Source organism: Thermoleptolyngbya oregonensis NK1-22, assembly GCF_032705245.1.
Taxonomy (GTDB): domain Bacteria; phylum Cyanobacteriota; class Cyanobacteriia; order Elainellales; family Elainellaceae; genus Thermoleptolyngbya; species Thermoleptolyngbya sichuanensis.
The window spans coordinates 2,967,077-2,979,808 of sequence record NZ_CP053540.1 but is presented as its reverse complement, the minus strand read 5'-3'; the positions used below and the strand labels follow the sequence as shown (position 1 = coordinate 2,979,808).

The following is a 12,732-nucleotide window of genomic DNA, read 5'->3' as shown; positions in this document are numbered from 1 at the left end:
GATAATTCCTTAGAATGGAAAGGCTGCCGGAATGATAACAATAGAGACTACCCAAAACACCAAATTTATAGGGATGCCTACTTTCACAAAATCTGAAAACTTATAGCCTCCAGGTCCGTAAACCATAAGGTTGGTCTGATAACCAATCGGGGTCGCAAAACTAGCAGAGGCCGCCACCATAATAGCGATTACAAACGGAAGATAGTTAACCCCTAAATCTTTGGAAAGAGCAATTGCAATTGGAAATACTAGAGCAGCAGCAGCATTATTGGTCACAATTTCAGTCAGAAGAGTTGTAGTTCCATAAATAATGTTTAATGCAATCCAGGGGTTAGTACCTGCGGGTTCAAGCAGGATAGCAGCAATTGCTCCGGCTGCTCCAGTTGACTCCATTGCCTTTCCTATGCCTAATGTGGCAGCTATAACTAATAACACTGGCCATTCAATGCTAGATATCGCCTTGATAGGAGAACAGCAGCCAGTAATTAAAATCACCATTGCAGCCAGCGTAGCCGCACTCAACATATCCATCCAACCGAAAGAGGCCAGAACCACCATTACACCTAAGGCAAGAAGCGCGAATGGTGCCTTTTCATGGTTAAGTGGTGTTGAATCCGGGACTGAACTAACTAAGTAAAAGTCTTTGGACGATCGATACTGTTCTTCAAATGTAGGATTAGCTTCCAGCAATAGAACGTCACCCGCTTGTATGCAAATATCACCAATCTTTCCAGGGAGGCGATCGCCATGACGAGCAACCGCAATAACGACAGCATTATAACGAGTTCGAAAAGCGATTTCTCGAATCGTTTTTCCCGTCAAAGGGGAAACATTTGAAACTACTGCTTCGAGAAGGCAGCGACCTAAACGTGGGGTATCTAGTTTGAAAACTTGATCAGTTGCTGGATATAATCCTCGAAAACGATGCAGATCCACAATAGACTCCACCGCACCAACAAAAACCAAGCGATCTTGCTCTTGTAATACTTCTTTTGGACTCACTGCTGGCAATATTGTTTCTCCGCGTATGATTTCTGCCAGGTATAGATTTGGCAAGTGTCTCAGCCCTGCCTGCTCTACAGTCTTACCCTCTACTTGACTGTTGGCAGAAATGAGCATTTCCACTGTATACTGGCGCGGATCTGTTACCATGCCAAAAGCAGATTTCCGCTTAGGCAACAACCATTTATGCGTTAAGATTAAAAATGTAGTTCCTGCAATTGCACAGGGAAAGCCAACTCGAGAAATATCTAACAGATTTAATCCGGGATGACTGGTTTCAGAAATAAGCAGGCCATTAACCACAAGATTTGTACTTGTACCAATTAGCGTACAAACACCGCCAAAGATAGCAGCATAGCTTAGGGGAATCATCAACTTTGAAGGACTGATCTTAAGCTTGCGACACCACTCATTAACAACTGGGATGAACATTGCCACGACTGGGGTGTTATTCAGTATCGAGCTTAAACACATAACTGGCAATATCAATCGAACTAATGCCCTTTCCTGGCTTCTAGGAAGTCCTAGGATATGCTGAGTAATCCAAGATAGTGCTCCTGTTTGCTGAAGTCCAGCAACTACCACATACAAGATTGCAATAGTAATCATCCCAGGATTACTAAAACCTGATAGCGCATCTTCGGTGTCCAAAGTGCCGACAATCATTAAGATAGCTAAACCGCCTAGGAAAACAATGTGCGGGGGTAATGATGTAAATGCATTTAAAAAAAATGCATTTAGTATTACCAAGATAGTTAGTCCGGCGTGCCAATTCCAAGAATCGAAGTCTACCAAAAGTCCTGGAAGGCAAAAGCCCAAAAAAACACTGGCTCCAAGACAAAACAGACCCCAAAAAGCCCAGAATCTCTTGGGCTTCGCTCTGCTCATCCACCATTCCATCTGCCAGATTTGCAACTTCATGTTCTACTCATCGAACTGATAAGAAGCAACCATTAATTTCAGAATCGAGATGTAGCAACTAAGCTCTCAGACTTCAAGCTTTTACTGATAATTCTCAAGAAACCCTTAGGTTGCTATTTATTTTTAGATTTAGATGCACTCTAGTGGACTAGCGACTAGCTAGGCTCAACCAACTACTGGTCAGTTAAAGTCAATTCCAAATGCCATGATGTATGCAGGCGCCCTGTGGCATTAAAAGCCAGCCTAATGAAAAGAGACTGGACTATCTCTAAAGATCATATGTTCTAGATTCTGGTAAAAAACAAGCTGATTCGCGTAGATTCATGAAACTGTTATTAGTAGGTAAGGCATTGAGACTACTTCAAAGCCAAACTTCAACACCAGAATTGTCAAGTTCTACGATTAGGATTGAACACTTCTGCTCTCTTAAACATCTCGAAGGCAAGTTAACAGAATGCAACATGAACTCGAAGCCTTCTGTATCCAAGTTCATGAAGGCTTCGTGGAAATCCGGAGTATTCGGAAATTTGCTGATGCGACGTTTGGTTTATCCAGATTTTCGGAGGGTGCTTTTCGCGACGCTTTGCCGAGGGCAGATGTGCTGAGGATCTGAAGAGGATTAGGCGGTGATGAGCAGGAAATTGTGGGGCGATCGCCCGCTGCTCCAGAAAAAATCGCCCCCTGCTGTTAATCCGACTTTCCGTAAAAATCCGGGCCCGAATGCGGAAAAGCGTAAATATCTAACAGAACTCATGTCGTCTGAGCAACCGACCGATCTTGGGAATCTATCTCAACACTCGGAACGTTGTTGTCAAGCCTCCCACAGATTCTCAGCAGCCTATGAAAAGCGAACCCAACTTTCAACCCAATTCCAATCCCCAGCGCTTTGGCTGGCCCACGTCAGAACCCGTTCTGGCCAGGCTAGAGACAGTCGATCAGGCTACTATAAATAGCGCTGCGGGAGAAGAATCCTGGAATATCGGCTGGGTCTTTGCAGCGCTGCGGCGACGCGCCCCAATTATCCTGGGCGTGGCTACTGGCACTACAGCAGCCGCCGCGTTTTTGATCTTGAACCAGGCAAGCAACACGCCACCGTCTTACATCGGCAGCTTTGATTTACTCGTAGAGCCAGTTACCAGCGATGTCCAGGCCAGTCGCCAAACAACGGCTGCCCAAGTTGACGGAGTTGGCAACACAGACGTGAGTCGGCCAAGGTTAGACTACCCTACTCAAATTCGGATTCTCCGCAATCCGCAACTGATCAAGCCCCTAGTCGATCGCCTCCAGGCGCGTGATCCCAACTTGACCGATGAAGTTGCGCGGCAGATTTTGGAGCGGCGGCTTGTGGTGGAACGTCTCAGCAACCGCATCGGCAACAGAGACGAAAACACGAAAATCATCCGAGTCTCCTATCAAGATAGTGATCCAGCAGTGGTGCTGGCTGCGCTGGAAGAGCTTTCAGGTAATTACTTAAAATACGCCCTGGAGCAGCGCCAAACCAGCATTGGGCAAGCGGTAAAGTTCATTGATGACCAGCTCCCGGCATTGCAGGAGCAGGTCGATCGCCTCCAGGCGCGGCTGCAAGCTTTTCGGGAGCGCAACACACTGATTGATCCTGCTCTGGAGGGCACGCAGCTGACGCAGCAGTCGGGCACTTTGCGGCAAGAGCGACTGGCGGCAAATACCAACCTGGTCGAAGCGCGATCGCGCTATGCGGCCCTAGCTGCCAATGATCCCGTCGCCATTCTCAGCCAGGCTCCTGAATACGGCACGCTGCTAGGACTATTTCAGCAATATGAAGCAGAACTGGCCACCGAGTCTGCCCGCATGACCGACCTGAACCCCGACATGCAGTATCTCCAGGAGCGGCGCGACAACATCCAGCAGTTGATTAACCGCGAAGCACGGCGCGTGCTGGATAAAGTCGAAGACCAGATCCGTGTGCTAGAAGACCGAAACCGGGCGATCGCCCAGTCCGAGAGCCAGATCCAGCAGCAGATCCGCAATCTGCCTGCCGCCGCCAACGAATACGACGAACTCCAGCGACAGCTCAACATTGCCACTGGCATCCTCACCGAGTTTTCGGCCCGTCAAAAGGCGCTCCAAGTCGATGCTGCCCAGGAGCAAACCCCGTGGGAGTTGATCAACCCGCCGACCCTGCTGCGTAATGCGAACGGCGATCCAACCAACATCGCCAGCATTAACGTTAGCCAGTATTTGCTTCTCGCAGCATTGTTAGGGTCGCTGCTGGGCATTGGCGTGGGGCTGCTGATCGAAATCCTGGCCGATCGCTATCACGCGCCGGATGAACTGAAGTCCGGGGCGAGGCTGCCTGTGCTGGGGCAGATTCCGCTCCAGCCGATGCCAATTTTCACGGCTGACCAGCAGCTCTCGCCGTTGTTTCTGGAGTCGTTCCAGTCCTTGCTGACGCGGGTGAATTTGCTGAGTGCGTCGCAACCGCTGCGATCGCTCGCCATTAGCTCTGCCACGCCGGAGGAAGGCAAATCTACCGTGGCGCTGTATCTGGCGCAGGCGGCGGCCTCGCTGGGGCAGCGGGTGCTGCTAGTGGATGCAGATTTGCGGCGGCCGACGCTGCACGAGCGACTGAGCCTGCCGAATGATCTGGGTTTGACAGATTTGCTGAGCGATAACGATGTGTCGCTAAAGCAGGTGATCCGACGGCGATCGCCCGACTCCTCGCTCTACGTCATCACCGCAGGCTCAATGGCTCCCAACCCCATCCGTCTGCTCACGTCGCCCCGGATGCAGGAAGTCGCCCGCCAGTGCGCTGGCCTGTTTGACCTGGTGATTTACGATACACCACCGATTCTGAACCTGGCAGATTCCAGCGTCGTCGCCGCCTACACCAACGGCACGCTGATCGTCGCCAGACTGGGTCAGGTGCAGCGCAAGCAATTGTCCGACGCGCTGGAAACCTTCCGCGTGTCGAACCTGCCGATTTTGGGCATTGTGGCGAACCGGGTGCGGGTCAACGAAAAGGTAGTCTATTCTGCTTACACGAGGGTTTAAGAGAGAAAAACGAAGAACGAAGAACGAAGAACGAAGATTGCGATTTTGGATTTGCGTTAGTGTCCTTAGTTTTTCGCCATCTCGATCCAGCAATCGCTGAAACCCTTACAGCATGGTTGCTCTTGATCGGTCATCTTGAGGGTGGCGAATAAATCGGGACACTAACCAAAACCCAAAATCTCCAACCCTGCCTACTCTGGCGGTGGCAGGGGCGCAACGGGTTCGGTCGATTTTTTCAGCGTCAAATTCAGGTCATAGCGCGTGGTGCGATCGCCCTCGATGGCGGTAGTGATGCCGAGCGATCGCATTCCCGTCAGAAAAACCTCGGTGCCATTGGGCAAATTGGGCAGCGGCAGGGGCGTGTCGCTGGTGAGCAACCGCTCAATATCAACAAAAAATTGCCCGTTTGGACTGTTCAATCGGGTCGCGGTGGCGGCAACAAAATCTGGGTCGGTGGCCAGGGGCGTTTCGGACTGGGGCAGCAGGCTGGGAAGCGTGCCCGTGCCCAGAGTCAAAAAGGCGGTGTTGTTGTTTAGCCAGCCGTGGGTTGCGTTGATCGAGCCAAAGGGCGATGCCCAGCCCACCACGGGTTGCCCACCCACCTCTGCCCGGGTAACGCGAAACCGATAGCGGCTGCCCATCACTTCGTCTAATTTGGCAAGGGAGGCCTCTGCTGCGGGGCGATCGCTCGTTTCCGCCACCCAGGCCAGCGACAGACGACGTTCGCCCGTCGCATCGGGCTGCGGCAACAGCGCCAGAGCAAATTCACCATTCATCCAGTCCACCAGATCCGTTTCCAGGTTCAGCCCAGTGGTGCTGAGCAGCCCTTCGCGGAGCATGTTGGGGTTCAGCGGATTACGGGGATTGACTACGCTGCCCTGCTGGCTATAGCCCTGCCAAAACTGCTGGAAGCTGCTGCCCGAAACCACCATCAGCGCATCGTCTGGCAATCGCTTCGGCAAATCTCCGGCATTGTTGACCACCCGATAGCGATTCTGACTGTCGGCGGGTAGCCAGTTAAAACCCCGCAGTTGCACCCCCGTTTCGGTAAGACGGGCACTGGCGACTAGACCCTGATTGTTTTGTAGGGGCGTTAGGCCCAACAGCGGCGCTGGCTGGATAGAATTCGCAGCGGCGATCGCCTTTGCCTGGGGCCCGTTGACATACAGCCGCGCAAAGGGTTCAGGCACGGCCGTTTGCGCCAGGGCCAGGGAATAATTCGGCAACTGGGTCAGCGCCTCGCCGCCCTGATAGGTGTCGATCGCCCGTTCAATCGCCGATGCCGTGTCCGACAACAGCACCAGGCGATCCTCCAGCACCGCCGCGCTGAGGGTCTGTCCTTCGGTTCCCGCGAGGGTGCGGAGGGCAATGCCCTTGTGGCTGCGAGTAGGGGCAGATGCGCCCGCCCCCAGTCGCGACAGGCTTTGCTGTGCCTTTTCGACATCCTCGATCGGCAAGATCCAGAGGGCAGGCGGTTTTTCGGTTTCCGCAGCCGGAGCCAGCAGCACCAGCGTCACCTCGTCGCCCACCCAGGGCTGAATGTCCTGAGCATAGCGATAGCCCTTGGACGTGAGCAGGCGATCGCGCCAGTTCACCAGCGCTTGATCGAGTCGGGCACGGGTCTGGGGCGTGCCAAATTCACGCAGTTGTCGCCACTGGGCCGGGCGGGTAGAAATCGACAGCGCCAGCAGCGCATCGCGGGGGGCGGCTTCCAGCCCAGCGGGTACATCGGAGACTGCGCCCGGTTTGGGCTGGCGAGAGAGCCAGTAGCCCAGCCCGCCGCCTGCAATCAGGGCGATCGCCGCCCCAGTCACCAGCCACGCCCCCGCACCGTTTCCCTTGGGCTTTTTTTGATTCATGTCTTTCTTTCCTTTCATGCCGATGCTGCCATCAGGATAGCGAGGAAGTGGGGCAATGCAGACGGCTTTCGCTCCAATCGCTTTGCTGTAGCATGGGGTTGCACGCATCGCAAAGGAGCAGGTCAAATCGTGGCGTTTGCAATCGGTCTGATGGCATTTTTCATCACGCTGGCGCTGGTGCAAGCGGTGGTCTACTTCCCGATTGCATTGGTCAACCATTTGTTCCATTGGCCCGTGTGGCTGGCGATCGCCCTCGGCGGGCTGCTGTTTGCGTGGCTGCTGGGGGAACCGTGGGACGAGCCGTTTTAGAGCCAAATCGCCACCATTCTCGACGCTCCAGTATAATTAATCCAAAACTCCATCAATAACTTCCAGCGGTAAATTCTATGGTGGCAGACTCTCTGAAATGGACAACCAGAGACCTTGAAGTCATGCCTGATGATGGGGGCTGGAAGCGCTATGAGATTGTTGATGGAGAGCTTTACGTGACCGACGCTCCACATATTCGCCATCAAGGTGCTGCCAATCGGATTAGCACACGGCTCGAAGTTTGGTCAGACGAAACAGGGTTAGGTCATGCCTACCAAACGCCCGGTCTGGTGTTTACGCCGACGGATGCGGTGATTCCCGATGTGGTGTGGGCGAGTCATCAGCGGTTGGCAGCCGGAATCGATCAGGCAGGACATTTCATCATCGCCCCAGAACTGGTCGTGGAAATTCTTTCGGAGGGGGCGCAGAATCAGCAACGAGACAAAGAATTCAAACTTAAGCTCTATTCGCTGCATGGGGTGCAGGAATATTGGATTGTGGATTGGCAGGCTCAGACGATCGCGGTGTATCGTCACAGTGAAGGAATGCTGCGTCTGGTTGGAACGTTCTCGCCGCAGGATGAACTCACTTCGCCGCTGCTACCGGGGTTTTCGCTGCGGGTTCAGGCGGTTTTTCAATAGCTTAGCCCTCACCCAGGACAGTTAGCCACCTTAACCGGGCTGAGATTGCCGCTGACGAATCGCGTCGAGCGTGCCCGCTGGAATCGCGCTGATTAGCTGGCGCGTGTAGGGCTGCTGGGGCTGGCGATAGATTTGCTCTGCCGGGCCGATTTCCTCGATGCGGCCGCGATTCATCACCATAATGCGATCGCTCATAAATTTCACCACGCTGAGGTCATGGGAAATAAAAATGTAGGTCAGCTTAAATTCGTCCTGCAATTCCTTCAGCAAATTCAGCACCTGCGCCTGCACCGACACATCCAGCGCCGAAACCGACTCATCGCACACAATAAAGCGCGGGTTTAGCGCCAAAGCGCGGGCAATGCAGATGCGCTGTCGCTGCCCACCGGAAAACTCGTGGGGATAGCGGTTGCTCCAGCGCGGGTCTAGCCCAACGCGCTCTAGCAGGTAGGCGACACGCTCCTGGCGGCTGCGGGCGTTGCCGATGTTGTGAATCTTCAGCGGCTCCAGCACGGCCGCACCAATGCTGATGCGCGGGTCGAGGGCGCTGAAGGGGTCCTGGAAAATAATCTGCATGTCGCGGCGAAGCTGCCGGAGCTGGCGCTGATCCAGGTGGGTCACGTCTTGCCCGTCAAAGACAATCCGCCCACCCATCGTGGGAATCAGCCGCAGCAGCGCCCGCGACAGGGTAGATTTACCGCAGCCCGACTCGCCCACCAGCCCCAGCGTTTCACCCGGATACACCTGAAAGGTCACGCCGTTGACCGCCAGCAGATAGCGCTGGGTTCTGCCAAACAGACCGCGCACCGGAAAGCCGACTTCCAGATTTTCCACAGACACTAAGGGCGATCGCCCCTGCAAGGTAGCCAGCCGCTCCTGGCTCTCGGCATCGGTAATCTCGTCGCTCAACTGGCGCTGGCGTTCCCGATCCATCGGCTTTTCGGTAATGGCGATCGCCCCGTCGGGCCCGGTCTCCACCTCCATAAAGTCTGCCACCGTCGGCAAAAACCGCAGGCGACGATCCGGCTGGGGACGACACGCCAGCAGCCCCCGCGTATAGGGATGCTGGGGGTTAGAAAAAATGTCCATCACCGGGCCCATCTCCATCACCCGCCCGCGATACATCACCGCCACCGAGTCGGCAATTTCGGCAATAATACCCAGGTCGTGGGTAATGAAAATAATGGACATATTGCGGCGATCGCGCAATTCTCGCAGTAAGCCCAGAATCGTCGCCTGCACCGTCACATCCAGCGCCGTCGTCGGCTCGTCGGCAATCAGCAGCACCGGATTGCAGGAAATCGCCATCGCAATCATCACCCGCTGGATTTGCCCGCCGGAGAGTTCATGTGGATAGCGGTCGAGCATCGCCTGCTTCTGACGGATCACCGCTTGCTGAATCTGGCGATCGCTCAGTTCCCGCTCCGTTACGCCCCCACGTCCCACCGTGGGCACGCGCTTCTGCCAATCTTCCACCACGCGCCGCTCCAGTTCCGCATCGCTGGGCAACAGCCGCACCTCTTGCAGCAGCCCCATCGCCCGCCGCCGCGCCTCAGCCTCGGAAATATCCGTGTGCTGTCGAATCGCCTCCACGAGTTGAAACCCACAGGTATAAACCGGGTTCAGCGAACTCATCGGCTCCTGAAAAATCATCGAAATCTTGCCGCCCCGCAGCCGTCGCCGCTGTTCCTCGCTCAGCGCCAGCAGGTTCACGGGTTCTGCCTCCGGCGACTCGCGAAACCAGATTTCGCCCGCCGTCACCCGCCCCGCGGGCCGCGGCAGCAGCCCCATCACTGCCAGCGACGTGACCGACTTCCCCGACCCCGATTCGCCCACAATGCCCAGCGTCTGTCCCGGCTTCACCTGCACCGAAATGTTGTCAACTGCGGTATTCAGCCGATCTTCGGTTTTGAACTGCACCTGCAAGTTGCGAACCTCAAGCACTGGCGCGGAATCAACGACATTTGGCATAGCGAACGATCCAAAGGATCAGTGAGTTTGCAAAGATACCTGTAATTCTAGTGATTCTAGCAGCGTCGGCAAGAAATCCCCCACGCCTCTGTCCACACCTGCGATCGCGCCTTTGTATGGATGGAAAGTTTGAGGTTTGACACCTCGCTGCTCCAAAGGGTCTAGCAGTATTTTTTGTTTTCCAGAAAATTAAACATCGTTTGAGACTTGAGCCGTAATTTGCTACGGTTTATTACAGATAAATAAACAAATGTTGGGTTTTGTTTACAAAACTCTTAGACATTTTGAGTTCCTGACCCCAACTGACCTTTTACGGATTGCTCACGGATTGCTTACGGATTGCTCCTAGTATTGGTCACGGATCGCCCAGAGTGTTTTTACTTGGTGTGTGTATTAATGTTTGTACTTGGGAACTGGGTCAGGTTGGCAGCAGTGATTTAACGCTCACTGTTCATTGACCTGTTCAGGGGCGATCGCCCATCTGCACCCCGCAGCCACACTCCGCATTAGCGTGCATCCACCAATTCCGTCAGGATAGTTCCATCAGGATAGATAGATGAACTGGACAAAGCGACCTGTATAGTAAGGTCAAGTTGAGTTTTGCTACGTCCGCCCCTTAGTCTAGATTGCTCTTGCAGGCAGGTAGTTTCATGTCATCGACCGTTGCACCCGACCAGGTTAATCGCATTGTCTGGAACCAGCACCACGACCCCTTCGAGGTACTAGGCCCCCACCAGATCACACAAGACGACAAAACGGTTTGGGTTGTTCGCGCCTATCTGCCAAATGCCGATGCAGCCTGGGTGGTGTGCCCCGAAGAGCGCACCGAGTACCCGATGGAAAGCACTCACCATCCCCACTTTTTTGAGTGCCTGCTGGATCGTGCAGAACTTTCCAACTATCAACTCCGCATCAAAGAGGGCGACCACGAGCGGGTCACCTACGATCCCTATGCCTTTCGCTCGCCACTGCTGACCGACTTCGACATCCACCTCTTTGCCGAGGGCAACCATCACCGAATCTACGAAAAACTTGGTGCCCACCTCACCGAAGTCGATGGGGTCAAGGGCGTATACTTCGCCGTCTGGGCACCCAATGCCCGAAACGTTTCCGTACTGGGTGACTTCAATTGGTGGGATGGCCGCAAGCACCAGATGCGTCGCATAGGAAACGGCATCTGGGAGCTATTCATTCCAGGACTAGGCGTGGGCACGCACTACAAATACGAAATCAAAAACCAGGAAGGGCATATTTACGAAAAGTCCGATCCCTACGGGTTCTTCCAAGAGGTGCGCCCCAAAACTGCCTCTATCGTGGCAGACCTGGAAACCTATGAATGGCAGGATCAAGATTGGATCGAAAAGCGCCGCCAGACCGATCCGCTAACCCAGCCCATCTCTGTTTACGAAGTCCACCTCGGTTCCTGGCTCCACGCCTCCTCCGCCGAACCCTATATCCGCCCTGATGGAACCGAAGAGCCGCCTGTCATTGTCGCCGACCTCAAACCGGGCGCACGCTTTCTGACCTATCGTGAACTTGCTGACAAGCTCATTCCCTACGTCAAGGAATTGGGCTTCACCCATATCGAACTACTGCCGATCGCCGAACATCCCTTTGATGGCTCCTGGGGATATCAAGTCACTGGCTATTACGCTGCGACCTCGCGCTACGGCTCTCCCCAAGACCTGATGTATTTCATCGATCAGTGCCATCAAAATGGCATCGGCGTTCTGGTAGATTGGGTTCCGGGTCATTTCCCTAAAGACGGTCACGGGCTGGCACTATTCGACGGCACGCACCTCTATGAACACGCTGACCCGCGTAAGGGCGAACACAAGGAGTGGGGCACGCTGGTCTTCAACTACTCTCGTAACGAGGTTCGCAACTTTCTCGTTGCTAATGCCCTGTTCTGGTTCGACAAGTATCATATCGACGGCATCCGGGTTGATGCGGTCGCCTCCATGCTTTATCTGGACTATCAGCGTAAGCCTGGAGAATGGGTGACTAATCAATATGGCGGTCGAGAAAACGTGGAAGCGGCAGACTTCTTGCGCCAGATGAACCACGTTATTTTTAGCTACTTCCCCGGCATCCTCAGCATTGCAGAGGAGTCAACAACCTGGCCGATGGTGTCCTGGCCAACCTACGTTGGCGGGCTTGGGTTTAACCTGAAGTGGAACATGGGCTGGATGCACGACATGTTGGACTATTTCCACATGGACCCGTGGTTCCGCCAGTTCCACCAAAACAACATCACCTTCAGCATCATGTACGCCTTCAGCGAAAACTTTATGCTGGCGTTTTCCCATGATGAGGTGGTGCATGGAAAGAGCGCCATGATCGGCAAGATGCCAGGAGATGAATGGCAAAAATATGCCAACCTGCGATGCTTATATACCTACATGTACACGCATCCGGGCAAGAAGACGCTCTTCATGAGCAACGAGTTTGGCCAGTGGAGTGAGTGGAACGTGTGGGGCGACCTGGAGTGGCATCTGCTGCAATACGAACCACACCAAAAGCTGAAGCATTTCGTCAGCAAGCTCAACGAGTTCTATAGGAGTGAGCCAGCGCTCTACACGCAAGACTTTTCCTACGACGGTTTTGAGTGGATTGATTGCAACGACAATCGCCACAGCGTTGTATCTTTCATTCGACAGAGCAAAGATCCTCAGGAATATGTGATTACGGTCTGCAACTTTACGCCCCAGCCTCACGCGCACTATCGCGTCGGTGTGCCAGAACCTGGATTCTATCGTGAGTTGTTTAATAGCGATTCGCGGGAATATGGTGGTAGCAACATGGGTAACCTGGGCGGAAAGTGGGCTGATGAGTGGTCGTTCCACGGCCGTCCTTACTCGATCGATCTTTGCCTGCCGCCGTTGGGGGTGCTGGTGCTGAAGGTCGATCGCAGCAAGACTCGCGAGATTGCGGGTTCGGAGCCTCCGGCGGAATAACCTTAGCGAATCTCCTGAGCCGGTTTTTGTGTCATTTACAGG

The 12,732-nt window shown here is 54.1% G+C and carries 7 protein-coding genes; 4 read left to right on the top strand and 3 right to left on the bottom strand.

From position 1 onward, the window contains the following. Positions 1–9: 9 nt before the first annotated feature. Positions 10–1,923: an SLC13 family permease gene (locus tag HNI00_RS12745; RefSeq protein WP_316786700.1), complete on the bottom strand. Its 1,914-nt coding sequence runs from the start codon at positions 1,921–1,923 to the stop codon at positions 10–12. Between the two features lie 840 nt (positions 1,924–2,763). Between HNI00_RS12745 and HNI00_RS12740 the strand changes: the two genes are divergently transcribed. Next, positions 2,764–4,953: a GumC family protein gene (locus HNI00_RS12740; RefSeq protein WP_316786698.1), complete on the top strand. Its 2,190-nt coding sequence runs from the start codon at positions 2,764–2,766 to the stop codon at positions 4,951–4,953. 191 nt (positions 4,954–5,144) lie between these two features. Here the strand turns inward: HNI00_RS12740 and HNI00_RS12735 are convergent, their stop codons facing one another. Further along, entirely contained in the window at positions 5,145–6,920 is a 1,776-nt protein-coding gene (locus tag HNI00_RS12735) for a DUF3352 domain-containing protein (protein WP_316786696.1), read from the bottom strand. 21 nt (positions 6,921–6,941) lie between these two features. On the opposite strand from HNI00_RS12735, the gene HNI00_RS12730 reads away from it, so the two are divergent. Together HNI00_RS12730 and HNI00_RS12725 are read left to right on the top strand one after the other, a co-directional pair. Beyond that, positions 6,942–7,121, top strand: a complete 180-nt coding sequence (locus HNI00_RS12730; RefSeq protein WP_316786694.1) for a hypothetical protein — start codon at positions 6,942–6,944, stop codon at positions 7,119–7,121. Between the two features lie 77 nt (positions 7,122–7,198). Next, on the top strand, positions 7,199–7,762 hold the full coding sequence (locus tag HNI00_RS12725; protein ID WP_420156209.1) for a Uma2 family endonuclease: 564 nt from the start codon (positions 7,199–7,201) through the stop codon (positions 7,760–7,762). Positions 7,763–7,792: 30 nt separating this feature from the next. On the opposite strand, the gene HNI00_RS12720 is transcribed toward HNI00_RS12725, so the two are convergent. After that, entirely contained in the window at positions 7,793–9,733 is a 1,941-nt protein-coding gene (locus HNI00_RS12720; RefSeq protein WP_316786690.1) for an ABC transporter ATP-binding protein, read from the bottom strand. A 650-nt stretch (positions 9,734–10,383) separates the two neighbouring features. On the opposite strand from HNI00_RS12720, the gene glgB reads away from it, so the two are divergent. Then, positions 10,384–12,690, top strand: coding sequence for a 1,4-alpha-glucan branching enzyme (gene glgB, locus HNI00_RS12715; protein WP_316786688.1), 2,307 nt, complete (start codon positions 10,384–10,386; stop codon positions 12,688–12,690). Positions 12,691–12,732 lie beyond the last annotated feature (42 nt).

Excerpts from the sequence above, each read along its gene's own strand:
- HNI00_RS12735 (WP_316786696.1), bottom strand. The coding sequence starts at position 6,920 with ATGCGTGCAACCCCATGCTACAGCAAAGCGATTGGAGCGAAAGCCGTC.
- HNI00_RS12725 (WP_420156209.1), top strand. The coding sequence starts at position 7,199 with ATGGTGGCAGACTCTCTGAAATGGACAACCAGAGACCTTGAAGTCATG.
- glgB (WP_316786688.1), top strand. The coding sequence starts at position 10,384 with ATGTCATCGACCGTTGCACCCGACCAGGTTAATCGCATTGTCTGGAAC.
- HNI00_RS12740 (WP_316786698.1), top strand. The coding sequence starts at position 2,764 with ATGAAAAGCGAACCCAACTTTCAACCCAATTCCAATCCCCAGCGCTTT.
- HNI00_RS12720 (WP_316786690.1), bottom strand. The coding sequence starts at position 9,733 with ATGCCAAATGTCGTTGATTCCGCGCCAGTGCTTGAGGTTCGCAACTTG.
- HNI00_RS12745 (WP_316786700.1), bottom strand. The coding sequence starts at position 1,923 with ATGAAGTTGCAAATCTGGCAGATGGAATGGTGGATGAGCAGAGCGAAG.